Source organism: Azospirillum argentinense (assembly GCF_000632475.1).
Taxonomy (GTDB): Bacteria; Pseudomonadota; Alphaproteobacteria; order Azospirillales; family Azospirillaceae; genus Azospirillum; species Azospirillum baldaniorum.
Genome location: NZ_CP007796.1, coordinates 352,456 through 368,594, shown reverse-complemented (window position 1 = coordinate 368,594; position 16,139 = coordinate 352,456). Strand labels below are relative to the sequence as shown.

Sequence of the window (16,139 nt, the reverse complement as noted above, 5' to 3'; positions counted from 1 at the left end):
TGGACGCGGAGGGTGTGAGCGTGCTGCGGGCCCTGGTGCGGGAGGATAATGACGCGACACTGGCGCAGTATCGCGACCGGTTGGCCGCGCGCACCGACATCACGCTGAGCCCGGCGGTGGTGTGCCGCACCTTGAAGCGGCTGGGGTTGGCGCGCAAAAAAAGACGCTGAGGGCCAGCGAGCAAGAGCGCACGGATATCGCTGCGGAACGTGCGGCCTACCGGGACGATGCGGTGGTCCACGAACCGGCGCGTTTGGTTTTCCTCGATGAAACCGGCATCAACACCCAGATGACGCCCACCCAGGCCCGGGCGCCGCGCGGACAGCGGGCGCTCGGGTTCGTGCCCTGTGGGTCGTGGCACCGCGTCACGGTGCTTGGGGCGTTGAGCGCCGAAGGCATGCTGGCCGCCATGAGCATCGAGGCGTCCACCTCCTCGGCCGTGTTTCTCGCTTTTGTCGAGCAGGTGCTCTTGCCCGTGCTCCGGCGCGACAAGCCCGGCGCCGTGGTCGTGATGGACAACCTCTCCGCTCACAAGCGGGCCGATATCCTCGCCGCTTTTGAGACCGCGGGGATCCGTGTCCGCTTCCTTCCGCGCTACTTGCCCGACCTCTCGCCCATCGAGCCCGGCTGGGCCAAGCTCAAAGGAATCCTGCGCGCCAAGGAAGCCCGCACCGTCGATGCCCTCAACGAGGAACTCGGCCCAGCCCTCAATGCGATCACCGCCACCGACGCCAAAGCAGGGTTCAAGCTATGCGGCTACCCAAATCTAAACTGAGCCGAAATCCGCTTTAGCGAGGACGCTCCCGGGCTGTGCGCTGTTCGTCAGGAGACGGCAGAGATTGCCTGCGCCACGGAGCCCTCGGCATCAGCATCGCTCTGGGGGCTTTGCTGTGGCGGGCCTGATCGTTACCAAGGGTTGGGCTGGCAGAGCAGGGCCGCCAGTCGTGACGACCCTGCGCTTCTTCCGTGTGCCCTTAATTCCAGCTATGGAGCACGGTCTTCCATTCTCCGCCCTGACGCTCCAGGACGTTCGACCAATTGCCCTCGAACTGCTTCTTGGCGCCACCGTCGCCAGGCCCGGTGGCCTGCCAGCGGCCATAAGCGTAGCCCATATCGCCCTTAGTTTCGGCCTGCTGGACGGTCACTTTGTGCTGGCCGAACCCCTTGCCAATGGTTGTCTTCCAGAACTGCTGGATGTTCTGTTCGCCCACAACAGGGGCGCTTCCGGGAGGCAAGAGCGCAGCCTGTGAGCCATACATCTTCGCGAGTTGAGACGCATCGCCTTTGTTAAAAGCCTCATCCCATTTTGAGGCGGCGGATTGCGCAGAACTCTTGAAATCCTGTGCTAGAGAGACAGGCGTAACCATAAATATGGAGAGAGCAAACAACGCGCCGACACTGCGTAGTGACTTCATGATGCTCCTCCCATGTCATATGGAATGGCAGGGTTTTCCCTGCATTACGAAAGTAGGACTGAGGGAGACTCCATCAAGTCTGCTCGCATCCGGATATGCCAAAGGCTACCTCCGGTTAAGGGCGCCCTGCAGTTTAGCAAACCTGTACTTTTCACTTCAGCCCGCCCGCACCCCTCGGTGTCGGGCTTTTTTCATGCCCGAAGGAGGGGCACCCATCATGCTGCCACTGCTCATCCCCATCATCTCCGCCCTGGCCCCGGTGCTGTTGCCCGAGGTCGCCAAGGCCGCCCTCGGTACCGGCGAGACCGCCCAGAAGGTCGGTGAGGCCGCGGTGTCCGTCGTCTCCGCCGTGACCGGGGTTCCGATCAAGACCCCTGAGGATGCCGAGCGCGTCGCCGCCGCGGTGCAGACCGATCCGGCGAAGCTGGCCGAACTGTACCGCCAGCAGGGCGATCAGGTCGTGGCGCTGCTTCGGCTGGACAACGAGGACCGGGCCGACGCCCGCGCGCAGACGGTCCCGCTTGCCCAGGCCGGCAGCCGCATCTCCTGGGGCGCGCCGGTCGTGTCGGTGATCGTGCTGGTGGGCTTCTTCTCCGTCATGGCGCTGCTGTTCGTTATTCCAAAGGAGAACATGGCCGAGCGCACCTTCAACCTGCTGAACATGCTGTTCGGCGCCCTGGTGCTGGGGTTCGGGCAGGTCACGAACTACTGGCTGGGCTCCAGCACCGGGTCCGCGGCGAAGGACAAGCTGCTGCGGAAGTGAGGGGCGTCGTGACCGTTCCTCACCTCTCCGACCTCGCCGGGGGGCGCTGGGATCATCCAGGCAGCTGCGGCTCAGATGGTCTTGCCTGCTTGCCATCCCGGATCGGCCACTTCGTCACAGCGACTTGCGGAAGAAAACGACGCGTTCCGTCTCCTCAAAGCCGAGCGCGGCGTGCATGCGTCGGGACACATCATTTCCGATGTCCGCGTCGGAAGCGAACTCCGAACAGCCTTTCTCCTTCCCCCAACCTTCGACGGCCTGGATGAGCAGGCGGGCAACGCCGCGCTTCCGTTGCTCCGCCCGCACGTATATCCCCTCCAGGAACGCGACGGGGGAGGTCTCGCATCCATTCACATAGTCCCGGCGCAACGAGGCCTCCGCAAAGCCTACAGCTACCCCGTCCTCGTCTCGAACGATGAATGCGATCGCTCGATCCGGAGCGCTGAGGTCCTCCGCAGCTTCGGTGTGGTGGGTTGCGATCGGCGCCTCCGGCCACAGTTCCCACCGCAACGTTGCCAAATCATCAAGCGTTTCATGCGTGCATCGCTCGACGCGCATCCGGCGTTCCCTTCCTCTGTCCATCATCCAGTCGGGTGATGTGCGAAGCGCTGACACGGCCTTCAAGGCGCATGGGGTCTATTGCCCGAACTCTGCCGTCCCCGCTTGAGCAGCGCTGATCCGGCTTGGTCCGGACCGCCGAACATCCCCTTGGCCTGAGCGACCCTTTTTACCCAATCCCAACGGAGACATCCCATGAACGCCATGTTCCCGGCGCGCACCGTCGCGCCCGACCATCGCCTTGTCGAAACCCTGAAACTGGGCGCCGACCTGCTCGTTCCGGCGCTGGGCGCCGCGCGAGGCCGCCTTTGCGGCGAGTGGTCGCCCGCGGCGGAATAGTGACCGACTACCTCCAACTCGACTCGAACGCCGTGAGTCGCTGAACTTCCTCTCTGTCGGGGTTCGGCGCGCCGGCAAAAAAGAATGGCGGCCCCAGAGAGCCGCCAAGGTTCAGCTAACTCTGCCGTGGAAAGCAGATCGCGCGACCCTAAACGGGGCGGCTCTTTAAAACAATTCCAATGAGGAAGTAACCCATGACCACCACGCTTCCCGACGCGGCGATCCCGCGCGAGATCCACCCCGACGCCCTGGCCCTCGTCCGTCACTTCGAAGGCCTGTACCTGAAAGCCTACCTTTGCCCGGCCGGCGTGCCGACCATCGGCTACGGCCACACTGCCGGTGTCCGGATGGGCCAGACCATCAACGGCCTCCAGACCGAGGTCTACCTACGCGCCGACATGGCCGACGCTGCCCGAGACGTCTACCGGCTGGTGAAGGTTCCGCTGACCGATCGGCAGCGCGGCGCCCTGACCTCCTTCGTGTTCAATCTGGGGGCCGGTACCCTGCGGGATTCCACGCTGCTGCGCCTGCTGAACCAGCGCGACTACGAGGGGGCCGCTGGCCAGTTCGGGCAGTGGGTGTTCGCCACCGTGGACGGCGTGAAGACGCGGCTTCCGGGGCTGGTGAAGCGCCGGGCCGCGGAGAGTTTGATGTTCGAGAAGGGCTGATTTTTGGGAGGCGAGACGTCAACAACTTTAGGAAATGCGAGACACCGTTTGGCGCCATGAGGTGTCTCAGGCTCAAAACAGGTGAGGGACTTCGCCCCGTTCGGGTAGGTTTGGACACACCGGTACAGCGTAGGTGATTACGTCGCTGACTGCTTGGCTGTCGACTGCGCCTCAATGACTACAATGGCATACTCTCGCCTGATCCTTAACGAAACGTAATATCCAAGGCGCTCTGATCGATAACACAATCTTAGCAACTCCGTGCAATAATTTCGGAGTCCTTTTAATTGCCTTAAGGGCAGCTTCGGTCATGCGCAAACTCTTCAAGCTCGCTGCCGGCCTCACGATTGCCGGGGTGGCCGGCTACATCGTCCTTGCGGAAGGCGTTGCGGTCGTCAGCGCCGATGCGGTTGTCAACGCGCGGGTCGCCGTGGTGCGTGCGCCCATCGATGGTCAACTTTCGCTGCAACCGCGCGCCATCGGCGAACGGGTTCAGCGCGGGCAGACTCTCGGCACCCTGACAGACGTCCGCGCCGACGACGCGCGCCTGTTCGACCTGGAGCGTGTGGCCGGTGCGCTCGACACCGACATCGGGCGTATCCAGGCACAGATTTCCAGCATGACGGCGAGCGCGGCCACGCTGCGCGAACGCACCGAAGCGTATCGCGACGGGCGCATCCGTCAGCTGAAGGCCCGGATCGACGAACAGCAGGCCCTGCTGTCCAGCGCCAGGGCGCAGTCGACCGAATCCACCGCCGCCCTGAAGCGTGCGGAGGAACTGAGGATCAACGGGGTTCAGTCGGTGGCGATGCTCGACAAGGCCCAGGCCGCGCATGAGGTGAACAGCTTGAACATCCGCGCGGCGACGGCCCGCCTGGACGTCCTGCGCACCGAACTGGAGGCGGCTTCCAATGGCACCTTCCTCGGCGATTCCTACAACGACACCCCCTATTCCAGCCAGCGGTCCCAGGAGTTGGATTTGCGTCTTGGCGAATTGTCCGCCGAGTTGCAGGAGCGCACCCAGCGCCTGACGAAGATCCGCGAGCAGATCGCCCTCGAACGCCAGCGGGTGGCGAAGCTCCGCGACGCCTTCCTGACCTCTCCGGTGGACGGGCTGGTGTGGGAGGCGCCCCTGGGCAACGACGAGTACGCGCGCAAGGGGCAGGACCTGCTGCGTCTGCTCGACTGCTCCACGGTCATCGTCACCGCCAGCGTCGCGGAGAGCGACTACAACCGTCTGAAGGTCGGCGATCCGGCACAGTTCCGGCTGTCCGGCACCAACCGGGTCTTCAGCGGGCAGGTGCTGCGTCTGGCCGGTTCGGGCGCAGCGACGGTCTACAACAACCTCGCCATCGCGCCGGGCGCGGACCATCTGAAGCGCTTCGACGTGGCCTTGGCGATCCCGGATCTGCTGAAGGATGCGGAGGCCGGCTGCGCCGTCGGCCGGACGGGCAAGGTCGTTTTCTCCGGCACGCCGCGCGACCTTTTGCGCACCGTCGGTTCCTGGCTGGGGCTCGCCTGATGGTTCTTTCGCCTTTCGAGGCGAGCTTCGCGCCGGCCCTTCTGGTCTGCGGCGCGGCGCTTGCGATCCTGCCCTTCTGCCGGCCGGACGACAGCCGGGTGCGGGTCGTGCTGTTCACCCTCTGCATCCTGCTGGGGTGGCGCTACATCGCTTGGCGCTTCGCCGAATCGATCCCGCCTTTGGCATTCAACGCCGAGGCGATCGGCGCCTGGGCGTTCGCCCTGCTGGAGGCGGCGACCACGGTCAGCTCGACGTTGGCCTTCGCGCTGATGTCCCGGGTCAAGAACCGCAGCGGCGAGGCCGACCGGCACGCCGGCTGGTGGCGGCCGAAAGCCCCGCCTCAGGTGGACGTGCTGATCACCACCTACAACGAGGAAGAGGCCATCCTGGTCCGTACCATCGGCGGTGCGCTGGGCATCGAGCATCCAAGCCTGCGGGTGTGGGTGCTGGACGACGGAAAAAGGGACTGGCTGCGGGATCTCTGTACGCGCAAGGGCTGCCATTATCTGCAGCGGCCGGACAACAGCCATGCCAAGGCGGGCAACATCAACCACGCGCTGAAGCATCTGGCGACGCTGACCCGGCAACCCGACTTTGTCGTCGTTCTCGACGCCGACTTCGTGCCGCATTCCAACTTCGTCACCCGCGCCCTGGCGCTGTTTCACGACCCGTCGGTCGGTCTGGTGCAGACGCCGCAGCATTTCTTCAATCCCGATCCGATCCAGTCGAACCTGCGGATCGGGAGCGCCTACCCGGACGAGCAACGCTTCTTCTTCGACCATCTGCTGGCCTCCCGCGACGCCTGGGGCATCGCCTTCTGCTGCGGCACCTCGTCCATGATGCGCTGGGAAGGGCTGCAGGCCATCGGCGGCTTCCCGACCGACAGCGTGACGGAGGACTTCCTCGTCACCATCCGCCTGAAGGAGCGCGGCTGGCGCACCGTGTATCTCAACGAGCGGCTGAGCGACGGGCTGGCGCCGGAAGGGTTGAAGGAGTACGTCACCCAGCGCGGCCGCTGGTGCCTGGGCATGATCCAGATCTTCCGAGGCCCGTCCGGCCCTTTCTCGAAGAATCCCCTCAGCCTGATCGACCGGGTGGGCCTGATCGACTCCTTCCTCTACTGGGGGGTTACCTTCCCGTTCCGCTTTGCCTGCCTCTTCGCACCGATCCTGTACTGGTGGTTCGGCATCAGCGTCGTGAACGCCACCGCACCGGACGTCATCACGTATTTCGTGCCCTATTTCCTGGCCGCGATGATCGCCCTCAACTGGACCACCCGAGGCCAGATCATCCCGCTGCTGCATGACGTCAGCCAGATGCTGACGATGTTCGAGATCATCCAGGCGGTGGCGGTGGGTCTCGTCAAGCCGAAGGGGCACAAGTTCAAGGTCACAGCCAAGGGCGGGCAACGCGACCGGGTGACCGTCCAATGGGGGATGATGCGCCGGTTCGGGCTTCTGGCCGCCGCGACCGCGGGTGGCATGATCTACGCCGGTCTGGCCGACTACGCCCCCCAGGGCGGCGCCGGCGACGGCAAGGTCATCGTCCTGTTCTGGAGCTTCTACAATCTGGCGGCCCTGGCCCTGGCGATGGCGGTCTGCATCGAGTTGCCCCGTTACCGGCAGGATGAGCGCTTCTGGACCGATGAGCAGGCCGACATCGAACTGGTTGGCCGGGAGACCATCGGCCGGACGCGCCGCATGCGGGTGCTGGACATTTCGCTTGGCGGGTTGCGGATGTGGGGGGCGGTCGATGCGGTGCCGGGGGCCCCGGTCCTTGTCCACGTCGAGGGGGTTGGGCCGGTGCAGGCCGTGCTGGTGGGACAGGCGGACGGCGCTTTCACCCTGCGCTTCATCGAAGATGTACAGGTCCGCGACCGCCTGATCCGCAAGCTCTATTCCGGACGCTACAGCGGCGGCGCCCGGTCGATCAGCCTGGAAAAAATCCTCACGGGGCTGCGGGCTCGCGCGACGCGCTGACCGGTTCCGCATTTGCGGGGGCGGACGGTGCGTCCGGCCTCCGGGTAGCGAGCGTCAGTTCAAGCGCCATGGAGAGCTGGACGAGGCTGGTCGACAGGCTCGTCGCCTCCGCAAAGGCCCGCGTGGGTGGGACCGGCGTCGCGAGGTCACCGTGACTGAGGCGCCGGGCGGCCTCGGCCAGCACTTCCAGCGGGCGTGACAGGCGCCCGGCCCACACCCAGCCGGCCAGGAGAGCGAGGGCAGCCATGACGAGGCTCGCGAACAGGATGCGGTGCTGGAGCGCGGAAACGTCGGCGAGCGCGGCGTCGGCGTCATGGCGGACCAGAACCACCCAGCCCAAGCCGCGGTACTCACCTTCACCGCGGGTCGGAGCCACGGCGGTGAAGTAGCTCTTTCCGTCAGGCCAGACTTCCTGGGTGGCTTTCGTGACTCCCTGCACGCCGGCGCGCACGCTGGCGAGGTCGAGCTTCTGGCCTTGCAGGTCTTTTGGTCCCATCAGAACGACGCCCTCGCGGCTCAGCACGAAGGCATCCACGTCCGGCTTGTCGTCACCGCCGCGTTGCAGAACGGATTCGGCGACCTCGTTGGCCCAGGTCCAACTGAGATGGGCGCCGAGAACGCCGAGCGGAACGCCATCCTTGCGCGTCAACGGCATGGCGATATCGACGAAACGCAAGGGTTCGCCGTTGGGAGCCGGCGGCAGCTTCTGGGCCAACAGAAGCGCTTCGTGCAGATCCCCAGCGAAGGGCGCCTGCGTGCCGGCGCGGAACCAGGGCCGGGCCGACACGTCGGCGCCTTCGAGCAGCCGCTGCGAACTCACCACTACCCGCCCACTGGATTCCGCGGCACCAATCCAGGCGTAGATGGGGACGTTCCGTTTCAGCGTGTCGAGCTGGTCGCGCAGATCATCCGTCCGCTCCAGCGAGCCCTGCGCATTGATCATCGACGCGACCAGCGTCATGTCGCGCCAACGTTCGTGCATGCCCAGGTCGAGCATGCCGGCAATCCGGGTGCTGACGTCCTGCAGATGCTTATCCGCTTCCTTACGGACACGTTCCCCGACGGAGGCACTCGCGTAGAGACCTACAACGGCGCTGGGAACAATGCACAGTCCGACAAGACCAAAACGGAGAATGTTGCCAAGGGACTTCAGCCGCTTCGTCATACAAGGACCTCTTATCGGCATGATTTCTCGTAGGGAATCATTGCAAGAAGATATCTATATACCGTTAACCGCAACTTCCTTATTTATGATTTTGGTCCTTATGACGAAGCCCAGGCATGATTGACGCCCATTTCGACGGGAAAATTGACAATTGTCATCCTTAAAATCATAGCGATTAATTTCCTGTGGTGTCGATTGAGGATCCAAGCACACCAATTGTTCACGTTTTCCCTGTTCTAGACCCTATGTTCGCGGCCTGAGAGGGCTGGCGGCCCGCCCTGCGACATGCCCCAATCGAGGGTTGCGCCGGACTGGCCGGCGCCGAGCCTCAGACATGGAGGGCGGGCCTGATGAACGATACCATCTACGTGGGACTGGATGTCCACAAGGCGACGGTGGCGGTCACCGTGGCGGAAGGCATGCGGGGCGGTGAGGTGCGGCAACTGGGAAGCGTCCGCCACACGCCTGAGCAAATCGCCAAGCTGGCGGAAAAGCTGGCCAAGGGTGGCCGGCGGCTGAGCTTCTGCTACGAGGCCGGTCCCTGTGGCTACGGTCTGCATCGGCAGCTGACCGACTTGGGGCACGACTGCATCGTGGTGGCGCCGTCTCTGATCCCGATGAAGGTCGGCGACCGGGTGAAAACCGATCGCCGGGATGCGGTGATGTTGGCGAAGCTGCACCGCTCCGGGGACCTCACGGCTGTTTGGGTCCCGGACAGCGCACACGAGGCGGTGCGCGACCTGATCCGGGCGCGGGCCACAGCCGTTCGGGTGCTCGGCAAGGCGCGTCAGCATCTGCAAGGCTTCCTGCTGCGGCACGGGCGTGTTTATGCCGGCAAGCGGGGCTGGACCCTGGCCTATCGGCGCTGGCTGACCACGGTGCGCTTTGATCACCCCGCCCAGCAGGTGGTGCTGCAGGATTATATCCATGCGGTCACAGACGCCGAGGCTCGGGTTGAACGCCTGACACGGCAGATCGAGGATCTGCTGCCGCACTGGTCGATGGCGCCAGTGGTGGAGGCGGTGCAGGCCATGCGCGGTGTCGCCTTCATCGTCGCCGTGACCGTGGTCGCCGAAGTCGGCGACTTCTCCCGCTTCGACAATCCCCGACAGCTGATGGCCTATCTGGGCCTGGTGCCGTCCGAGCATTCCAGCGGCGCCACCGTACGACGCGGCGGCATCACCAAGGCCGGCAACGCCTTGGCCCGGCGAGCGCTCATCGAAGGCGCTTGGACCTACCGGATGCAGGCGCGGGTCAGCCGTAAATTGCACGACCGTCTCGAGAACCTGCCCCAGGCCATCCGCGACATCGCCTGGAAGGCCCAGGTCCGGCTGTGTGCCCGCTTTCGGCGGCTGGCGGCCACAGGCAAAGCCCGGGTGGTGGTGACAACCGCCATCGCTCGGGAGATGGCGGGCTTCCTGTGGGCGATTGCTCGGCAGGTGCAAGTGGCCCCGGCGGCCTGATCCAGCGCCAGCCGGTCGTACCGGTGCCCACGGCTGGAGGCGGGGCGCGGTGGGGAATCCTCGTCCTCTGTTATGAGCCGACCTCGTCGACGCTCGCCGCTTAGACCGAGGCAGCCCCAGGACGAAACCACGGTCATGCGGTACCCAACCCGCGCATGAGAGCTTGCTCAACCGTCGTCTTTGGCCCCGTCTCCTGCCGTGGGCATCCACTGAGCTTCAGCGCCTGGGCGTAGCCAGGGACGGTGACGCATACCTGAAAGCCTTGACTGCGAACATGAGAACAGGATGCGGAAAAAGGTCTGTTGCTTGCCGGCCTGTCGTGATTCTCTACGGTCGTGGAGAATGCAGCCGGCGAGGGGGCGATGCGGGGCTCGGACGACCGCAGCGAGGGTCTGTTCAGCTACGTGAGCTGCGAGGCGCGGGTTCCGGCCAGCCACCCGTTGCGGCCAATCCGGGCCATCGTGGATGAAGCGCTGGAGGTGATGTCGCCGGCGTTCGAGGGGCTGTACTCCAAGATCGGACGCCCCTCAATCCCGCCGGAGAAGCTGCTGCGGGCGCTGCTGCTCCAGGCCTTCTACTCAGTGCGCTCGGAGCGCCAGTTGATGGAGCAGCTCGATTACAACCTGCTGTTCCGCTGGTTCGTCGGCCTGTCGATGGACGCCCCGGTGTGGGACGTGACGGTGTTCACCAAGAACCGTGAGCGTCTGCTGACCGGCGACGTGGCGGCCCAGTTCCTGGCCACCGTGCTGGGCCAGCCGAAGGTCAAGACGCTGCTGTCGGACGAGCACTTCTCGGTGGACGGCACGCTGATCGAAGCCTGGGCCAGCGTGAAGAGTTTCCGGCCCAAGGACGGCAGCGGCGAGCCGCCGGGCCCGGGGCGCAACGGCGACCGCGACTTCCATGGCGAGAAGCGATCCAACGAAACCCATGCCTCGACGAGCGATCCCGAGGCGCGGCTCTACCGCAAGGGCAACGGGCAGCCGGCGAAGCTGGCCTTCCTGGGGCACGCGCTGATGGAGAACCGGAACGCCTTGGTGGTGAATGTCCGGCTGACGGCGGCCACCGCCCTGGCCGAACGCGAGGCGGCGGTCTCCATGGTCGAGGCGATCCCCGGTCGCCACCGCATCACGGTGGGCGCCGACAAGGCTTACGACACCAAGGATTTCGTGGCGAACCTGCGCGGCCTGGGCGCCGCCCCGCACGTCGCGCGGAACACGAGCAACCGCCGTTCGGCGATCGACGGTCGGACCACCCGTCACCCCGGCTATGCCGTCAGCCTGCGAATTCGCAAGCGGATCGAAGAGGTCTTCGGTTGGATCAAGGGAGCCGGCTTGCGCAAAACGCGTCATCGCGGCACGGCCCGTGTCGGCTGGATGTTCATGCTGACCGCCACCGCCTACAACCTGATCCGCCTGCCCAAGCTGCTGGCCGCGGCATAATCACGCCCGGAGTCCGCCTGAACGGCGGTTCCGGGAGCTGAGCCTCCTCCGGATTGGTGGACACCTTTGTTAAGCTCCCGCGGGGAGCGGAGAGGTGGACATGACGACGAAACGGCGCTTCTTCACGGACGAGTTCAAGCGGGAAACCGTGGCCCTGTTGGAAAGCAGTGGCCGGCCCCTGGAGCATGTTGCCGAGCACCCGAACGGCTGTGGCCCGCGCCCGGATCAAGTCGCGCACCGCCTCGTGTGCGCTGTCCGGGACCCAAACAGCCGTGAGGTCCCCGGAGCGGTGCAGCTTCGCCAACATCACCGCATCCCGGCGATCGGTTTTCACCCGGTCGCCGACCTTCATCGGGATCAGAGACGGCGCCACCACGATGCAGTCGTGTCCCAAGTCGGTCAGCTGCCGATGCAGACCGTAGCCACAGGGACCGGCCTCGTAGCAGAAGCTCAGCCGCCGGCCACCCTTGGCCAGCTTTTCCGCCAGCTTGGCGATTTGCTCAGGCGTGTGGCGGACGCTTCCCAGTTGCCGCACCTCACCGCCCCGCATGCCTTCCGCCACGGCGACCGCCACCGTCGCCTTGTGGACATCCAGTCCCACGTAGATGGTATCGTTCATCAGGCCCGCCCTCCATGTCTGAGGCTCGGCGCCGGCCAGTCCGGCGCAACCCTCGATTGGGGCATGTCGCAGGGCGGGCCGCGAACATAGGGTCTAGATGTAGCGTAGGAATGGGGGTGCCGCGGCGACCCTGCGGGAAGCCGTTGGAAAACCTCATTTCGGTATTTTCCATAAGGGCACTTATGGGATTTTAACCGGACTCTTCTCCGGTTGCCTCCTGACCAAAGTCTCCCACCCGAATCCTTCTGCTATCCAACGAAAGGGCGTCCGTCTGGGGCGCCCTTCCGCATTCCAGGAACCTGCCGATGCCGCTCCCCCACAGCTACCTGGAGGACATCGCCGCGCGCCAGGAGCCGGGCATGCGCGAGGCGTTCCTGAAGGCGGTGCGTGCGCTCCGGGCCCAGGCTGACCCGGCCCGCATCGCGGCGCTGCTGGAGAACGGCGACGTCGACGGGGTTCTCGACGCGATCGGGCTGAACGATCCGGCTTGGCTGAACAGCTTCCGCGCCGTCATGGCCGAGGGCTTCGTTGCCGGTGGTCAGTAGACCCACGCCGGGGTTCGCGACCTCATCATTGACGCCATCGCACAGGACATCCTGCCACACGGCTCCGGCGAGCCCCATCGTCCGGCTGATCGTGAGAAGCTTCTCGCCAGCCGCGACACGCCGCCGAACCTCCTCATACAAGTCATGGCGCCGGGCACGCCTGTCCGCCGTCGCGGCGGCTTCGGCCCGGCTGCGCGGATAGCCCCCAGTGCGCCGTGCCACGGCTCCGCCCAAAGCCGGCGGCAGGCGGCGCAAACGGCCGTGAACACCGGCCAGCCAGCGTTCAACCATCTGGCGCAAGTTCTGGAGCAGGTGCTAGCGATCGGCCACCTGAACCGCGCCGGGAGCGCCCAGGGCACTGCCACGGGCATACTCGGTGGACCGGTCGCGGGCGATCACCGTGACCGTGTCACGGTCGTTGAGCCAATCCGTCAGCGTCTGGGCGGTGCGGTCGGGTAGCAGATCGACCACGCGGCGCGCCTTCAAATCAACCAGGATGGTGCCGTAACTCCGCCCTTTCCTCAGCGCCCAATCATCCACGCCCAGCACGCTGGGAGGCGCGCACTCCGGCAAGGGAAGGGCGCGCACCAACCGCAGCACGGTGTCGGCGCTGGTCGGCATGCCGAGCCGACGCAGCAGTCGCGCGCCGGCTTCCCCACCACAGGTGACGCCGACCTGCCCTTGCGCGCCGGCGAGCCGCCGGGTGCGGCGCGCCCACGGCGCCAAAAGCTCCGGAACGGGTTCAGCGAAGGTCCAGCGCGGACAGATCGGGTTGCGGCAATAAGAACGACGAACGAGAAGGTTGATGTGGACAGCGTTCCCCAGGCTCGGAAGATCAGCTGGATGCCGATGTTACCGGCTATGAACGGATTGGCTCGGCTGCTGACAGGATGGACAGCATGCGTGGGAGTGCTTGACCTGGGCAGCCACTTGAAGACCAGCTGCACCAACAGGTTCAACCGTCACGACACGGCAGTCCGGAATCACAAAAAGCTCTTGCATGCTCCATTACATGGGATCTCCTGACGGCGCCGGCACCAGCGTCATCAGCCTGATCCACGCAAAGTGCGGGAGAGCCGCAAAAGTGGACACCAGATTATGCGGCCCGAAGGTCGGCCTGCTCTGGGGCGAGAGCTTCTCCTCGGTGTAGAGCCGACGCAGCTTCTTCTGGTTCATGGCATGCACGTCAGCCGGGCAGAGCGCACATGTTTGGAGGATTTCGAGGCTGGCGCCGTTCGGCAGAAAATGATAATGATTATTAATGTCATTTTGTCTGCGTTATCGCCCTTCCCGCCGTACCCACTGTTCTTCATCATTCCCCCAGCCTTTTCCGGTGGATGCCATGGACTGTCTTTGTGAGACCGGACAGGATGTGTTCCAGGTCGACCCGTCCTTGCTGGCCCGTCTCGCCGGACCGGGATCCGGTTGGCGCGACCATGCGCTGCCCTGTCGCGATGGCTCCATGCATTTCCGCATTGGACGGATCGGGCCGGGCATCAGCCTGACCAGGAGCGACTGCCGCCTGCGCGGCGATTACCGGTCACGGATAGACCATGGCGGGGCGATCGGGGTGCTGGCCTTCGGCCTGTCAGGCATCAGCCTGTTCGGATGCGGCGACGCGGCCCCGCACCACACGGTGCGCGCCGGAGACGTCTGGCTGTTCCGCCTTGACGACGCCCCGATCACCCGTGTGACGCCGGCGCAGGAACGGGCCGGGATGCTGGCGGTCAAGTTCGACCTGGACCGCGTCGGCGAGGCGCTGGTCGGCGCCGGCCTGGACCGGATGCCGGGCGGAACCCGCGCCGTCCGGCTGGGACGATCGGAGGCCGGCACCAATCGGCTGCGCCCGCTGCTGGACAACGGCCTCACCTCGCCGCTCGACCGGCTGATGGCGGAGAGCACCGCGCTCGGGATGCTGGCGCATTGGCTGGCGCCGCTGGTGACGGCCGCCTCCACGGCCGGCGGCACGATGGGTGATGGCACATTGGGAGACGGGGAGCGGCGCGGTCTGGCCCGGGTGGCGGACCTGCTGCTGTCCAACCTCTGCCACCCGCCCTCGCTGGAGCGGCTGGCCGAGACGGCGGGGATGAGCCATGCCCGGCTCAACCGCTGCTTCCGCAAGGCCTACGGACAGACGGTCTTTGCGTGGCTGCGCGACCGGCGGCTGGAGCGCGCCGAACACTGCCTGAGGAGTGGAGGCCAGAGCGTCACCGAGATCGCCTTCCTCTGCGGTTTCAGCAGTTCCAGCCATTTCGCGTCCGCCTTCCGCGAGCGGCACGGTTGCAGCCCGGCCGAGTTCCGCCGGCGCTGCTGACTCCGGCGGACCCGGCCGTTCGGCGTCTGTCCCACGCCGTTCCGCCGATGACGGCGGCAGCGGAACGGCGGGCGTAGGGTGGCCGGCCCTCCCCCGGCTCCGGACCCCCCATGACGAACGCGACGACCGCAAAGCCGGCCCGCAAGCCGACCGACCGCAAGACATCCACCATGGCCGCCCTGCTCGGCGGCTTGCTGGCGAACGGCGCCGGCCACTCGTTCCTGCTGATCGTTCTTCCGCCGCTTGGACGCGGTCTCGGCTTCGGAGACGTGCGGACCGGGCTGCTGCTCAGCCTCTCCGCCCTGCTGCTGGTCGTCGCCGGACCGGCCTGGGGGCACGTCTGCGACCGCTGGGGCCGGCGCCGCGTCCTGGTAGCCGGGTTGGGCGCTGCCGCCCTGTTTCCCGTGGCGATGGCCTCGATCCTGGCCGGCCACGCCGATGGTGCCTTGTCGGGCGAGGCGGTGTTCGCCCTGCTGCTGGCCGCACGGCTGGTCCAGTCGGCCCTGTCGGCCGGGATCATGCCGGCCGCCCAGGCCGTCCTCGCCGACCTGACCAGCGCCGATCGGCGGGCCGGCGGCATGGGAATGATGGGCGCCGCCTTCGGGATGGGCGCCATCCTCGGCGGGGCCTTCGCCTGGCGGGTGGGAGGGACCGATCCCATCGCGGCGCTGCTGATCATCGCCGCGCTGATCGCCGCCGGAACGCTGGCGGTCTGGCTCCGCGTCGGAGAGCCGGACCGTGGAGCGGCGCGGCCGGACGGCCCGGCCGCGGCCCCGGCGGGGGGATGGCCCCGTCTGGCGGACATCCGCCCTTTCCTGGTGATCACGCTGTGCGGGCTGACGGCCTACAGCCTGCTGCAGCAGGTCACGGCGCTGCGCCTGCAGGACAGCTTCGGCCTGCCCCCGGTGGACTCGGTCCAGCGCGGCGGCGCGATCCTCGCGCTCACCATGGCGGTGATGGTGGCGACGCAGGGGCTGGCGGTGCGTTGGCTGGACTGGTCCCCCATCCGCCTGCTGCGCGCCGGAGCCGGCATCGCGGCGCTCGCCATGGGGGCGGCGGCGCTGGCGCCCTCGCCCGCCCTTCTGATGGCGGCGATGGCCGGACTGGGCGGCGGTCTGGGCCTGCTGCTGCCGGGCAATCTCGCCATGCTCAGCTTGCGCACGGCAACGGACGCGCAGGCCCGGACCGCCGGCCTCAACGGCATCGGTCAGGGGCTGGGCATGGCCGCCGGCCCGCTGCTGGGCGCGGCGCTGCACCAGCTCTCGCCAGTGGCGCCCTATTGGGCGGCGGCCGCGATCCTGTGCGCGGTGTGCGCGCTGGCGTTCGCCCGGCGCTGACCGGCCCGTTCGC

Annotated in this window: 16 protein-coding genes and 2 pseudogenes; 12 read left to right on the top strand and 6 right to left on the bottom strand. The window is 66.4% G+C overall.

Annotated elements, in window-relative coordinates; genetic code table 11:
• Nucleotides 1-20: 20 nt before the first annotated feature.
• The gene (locus tag ABAZ39_RS36345) at nucleotides 21-170 is read left to right on the top strand and encodes a hypothetical protein (RefSeq protein WP_160174874.1); all 150 of its coding nucleotides are present in this window, start codon (nucleotides 21-23) and stop codon (nucleotides 168-170) included.
• Entirely contained in the window at nucleotides 122-775 is a 654-nt protein-coding gene (locus tag ABAZ39_RS27930) for an IS630 family transposase (RefSeq protein WP_144243658.1), read from the top strand. The genes ABAZ39_RS36345 and ABAZ39_RS27930 overlap by 49 nt, the downstream gene beginning before the upstream one ends.
• 199 nt (nucleotides 776-974) lie before the next feature.
• Here ABAZ39_RS27930 and ABAZ39_RS27925 read toward each other — a convergent pair whose 3' ends face one another.
• Nucleotides 975-1,415, bottom strand: coding sequence for a YybH family protein (locus ABAZ39_RS27925; protein ID WP_040137540.1), 441 nt, complete (start codon nucleotides 1,413-1,415; stop codon nucleotides 975-977).
• Nucleotides 1,416-1,632: 217 nt separating this feature from the next.
• On the opposite strand from ABAZ39_RS27925, the gene ABAZ39_RS27920 reads away from it, so the two are divergent.
• On the top strand, nucleotides 1,633-2,178 hold the full coding sequence (locus tag ABAZ39_RS27920) for a hypothetical protein (protein ID WP_040137539.1): 546 nt from the start codon (nucleotides 1,633-1,635) through the stop codon (nucleotides 2,176-2,178).
• Between the two features lie 114 nt (nucleotides 2,179-2,292).
• On the opposite strand, the gene aac(6') is transcribed toward ABAZ39_RS27920, so the two are convergent.
• Nucleotides 2,293-2,736: an aminoglycoside 6'-N-acetyltransferase gene (gene aac(6'), locus ABAZ39_RS27915; RefSeq protein WP_040137538.1), complete on the bottom strand. Its 444-nt coding sequence runs from the start codon at nucleotides 2,734-2,736 to the stop codon at nucleotides 2,293-2,295.
• A gap of 195 nt (nucleotides 2,737-2,931) precedes the next feature.
• Between aac(6') and ABAZ39_RS36340 the strand changes: the two genes are divergently transcribed.
• The 4 genes from ABAZ39_RS36340 (at nucleotide 2,932) to ABAZ39_RS27900 (ending at nucleotide 7,244) form a co-directional block, all read left to right on the top strand.
• A complete protein-coding gene (locus ABAZ39_RS36340) occupies nucleotides 2,932-3,075 on the top strand; it encodes a hypothetical protein (RefSeq protein WP_160174873.1) in 144 nt (47 codons plus the stop codon).
• Nucleotides 3,076-3,269: 194 nt separating this feature from the next.
• Nucleotides 3,270-3,743, top strand: coding sequence for a lysozyme (locus ABAZ39_RS27910; protein ID WP_051658652.1), 474 nt, complete (start codon nucleotides 3,270-3,272; stop codon nucleotides 3,741-3,743).
• A gap of 310 nt (nucleotides 3,744-4,053) precedes the next feature.
• Nucleotides 4,054-5,265: an HlyD family secretion protein gene (locus ABAZ39_RS27905; RefSeq protein WP_040137537.1), complete on the top strand. Its 1,212-nt coding sequence runs from the start codon at nucleotides 4,054-4,056 to the stop codon at nucleotides 5,263-5,265.
• Entirely contained in the window at nucleotides 5,265-7,244 is a 1,980-nt protein-coding gene (locus tag ABAZ39_RS27900) for a glycosyltransferase family 2 protein (protein WP_040137536.1), read from the top strand. Before ABAZ39_RS27905 ends, ABAZ39_RS27900 begins: the two co-directional genes overlap by 1 nt.
• On the opposite strand, the gene ABAZ39_RS27895 is transcribed toward ABAZ39_RS27900, so the two are convergent.
• Nucleotides 7,213-8,409 (bottom strand): HAMP domain-containing protein, encoded by a 1,197-nt coding sequence (locus ABAZ39_RS27895; protein WP_247874688.1) that lies wholly within the window; start codon nucleotides 8,407-8,409, stop codon nucleotides 7,213-7,215. The two genes, ABAZ39_RS27900 and ABAZ39_RS27895, sit on opposite strands and share 32 nt — an antisense overlap.
• 350 nt (nucleotides 8,410-8,759) lie before the next feature.
• Here ABAZ39_RS27895 and ABAZ39_RS27890 point away from each other — a divergent pair, with 350 nt between their 5' ends.
• Both ABAZ39_RS27890 and ABAZ39_RS27885 read left to right on the top strand, forming a co-directional pair.
• The gene (locus ABAZ39_RS27890; RefSeq protein ID WP_040137535.1) at nucleotides 8,760-9,872 is read left to right on the top strand and encodes an IS110 family RNA-guided transposase; all 1,113 of its coding nucleotides are present in this window, start codon (nucleotides 8,760-8,762) and stop codon (nucleotides 9,870-9,872) included.
• A 362-nt stretch (nucleotides 9,873-10,234) separates the two neighbouring features.
• The gene (locus ABAZ39_RS27885; RefSeq protein ID WP_040137534.1) at nucleotides 10,235-11,311 is read left to right on the top strand and encodes an IS5 family transposase; all 1,077 of its coding nucleotides are present in this window, start codon (nucleotides 10,235-10,237) and stop codon (nucleotides 11,309-11,311) included.
• Nucleotides 11,312-11,456: 145 nt separating this feature from the next.
• Here the strand turns inward: ABAZ39_RS27885 and ABAZ39_RS35165 are convergent.
• Nucleotides 11,457-11,930, bottom strand: a pseudogene (locus tag ABAZ39_RS35165) (IS110 family transposase); the annotation flags it as partial.
• Nucleotides 11,931-12,235: 305 nt separating this feature from the next.
• Here ABAZ39_RS35165 and ABAZ39_RS33515 point away from each other — a divergent pair.
• Nucleotides 12,236-12,475, top strand: coding sequence for a hypothetical protein (locus tag ABAZ39_RS33515; protein ID WP_051658650.1), 240 nt, complete (start codon nucleotides 12,236-12,238; stop codon nucleotides 12,473-12,475).
• A 315-nt stretch (nucleotides 12,476-12,790) separates the two neighbouring features.
• Here ABAZ39_RS33515 and ABAZ39_RS35905 read toward each other — a convergent pair.
• Both ABAZ39_RS35905 and ABAZ39_RS36335 read right to left on the bottom strand, forming a co-directional pair.
• Nucleotides 12,791-13,315: pseudogene (locus tag ABAZ39_RS35905) on the bottom strand (transposase); the annotation flags it as partial.
• A gap of 168 nt (nucleotides 13,316-13,483) precedes the next feature.
• Complete coding sequence (locus ABAZ39_RS36335) at nucleotides 13,484-13,651, bottom strand: hypothetical protein (protein ID WP_160174872.1); 168 nt, start codon at nucleotides 13,649-13,651, stop codon at nucleotides 13,484-13,486.
• Between the two features lie 286 nt (nucleotides 13,652-13,937).
• On the opposite strand from ABAZ39_RS36335, the gene ABAZ39_RS27870 reads away from it, so the two are divergent.
• Nucleotides 13,938-14,789, top strand: a complete 852-nt coding sequence (locus ABAZ39_RS27870) for a helix-turn-helix transcriptional regulator (protein WP_051658648.1) — start codon at nucleotides 13,938-13,940, stop codon at nucleotides 14,787-14,789.
• A 110-nt stretch (nucleotides 14,790-14,899) separates the two neighbouring features.
• Nucleotides 14,900-16,126, top strand: coding sequence for an MFS transporter (locus tag ABAZ39_RS27865; protein WP_051658647.1), 1,227 nt, complete (start codon nucleotides 14,900-14,902; stop codon nucleotides 16,124-16,126).
• Nucleotides 16,127-16,139: the final 13 nt, after the last annotated feature.

What these genes read in the sequence shown, in the direction of transcription:
- ABAZ39_RS27925 (WP_040137540.1), bottom strand. Translation starts at nt 1,415, where the DNA reads ATGAAGTCACTACGCAGTGTCGGCGCGTTGTTTGCTCTCTCCATATTT.
- ABAZ39_RS27920 (WP_040137539.1), top strand. Translation starts at nt 1,633, where the DNA reads ATGCTGCCACTGCTCATCCCCATCATCTCCGCCCTGGCCCCGGTGCTG.
- ABAZ39_RS36340 (WP_160174873.1), top strand. Translation starts at nt 2,932, where the DNA reads ATGAACGCCATGTTCCCGGCGCGCACCGTCGCGCCCGACCATCGCCTT.
- ABAZ39_RS27910 (WP_051658652.1), top strand. Translation starts at nt 3,270, where the DNA reads ATGACCACCACGCTTCCCGACGCGGCGATCCCGCGCGAGATCCACCCC.
- ABAZ39_RS27905 (WP_040137537.1), top strand. Translation starts at nt 4,054, where the DNA reads ATGCGCAAACTCTTCAAGCTCGCTGCCGGCCTCACGATTGCCGGGGTG.
- ABAZ39_RS27900 (WP_040137536.1), top strand. Translation starts at nt 5,265, where the DNA reads ATGGTTCTTTCGCCTTTCGAGGCGAGCTTCGCGCCGGCCCTTCTGGTC.
- ABAZ39_RS27895 (WP_247874688.1), bottom strand. Translation starts at nt 8,409, where the DNA reads ATGACGAAGCGGCTGAAGTCCCTTGGCAACATTCTCCGTTTTGGTCTT.
- ABAZ39_RS27890 (WP_040137535.1), top strand. Translation starts at nt 8,760, where the DNA reads ATGAACGATACCATCTACGTGGGACTGGATGTCCACAAGGCGACGGTG.
- ABAZ39_RS27885 (WP_040137534.1), top strand. Translation starts at nt 10,235, where the DNA reads ATGCGGGGCTCGGACGACCGCAGCGAGGGTCTGTTCAGCTACGTGAGC.
- ABAZ39_RS33515 (WP_051658650.1), top strand. Translation starts at nt 12,236, where the DNA reads ATGCCGCTCCCCCACAGCTACCTGGAGGACATCGCCGCGCGCCAGGAG.
- ABAZ39_RS36335 (WP_160174872.1), bottom strand. Translation starts at nt 13,651, where the DNA reads ATGAACCAGAAGAAGCTGCGTCGGCTCTACACCGAGGAGAAGCTCTCG.
- ABAZ39_RS27870 (WP_051658648.1), top strand. Translation starts at nt 13,938, where the DNA reads ATGCATTTCCGCATTGGACGGATCGGGCCGGGCATCAGCCTGACCAGG.
- ABAZ39_RS27865 (WP_051658647.1), top strand. Translation starts at nt 14,900, where the DNA reads ATGACGAACGCGACGACCGCAAAGCCGGCCCGCAAGCCGACCGACCGC.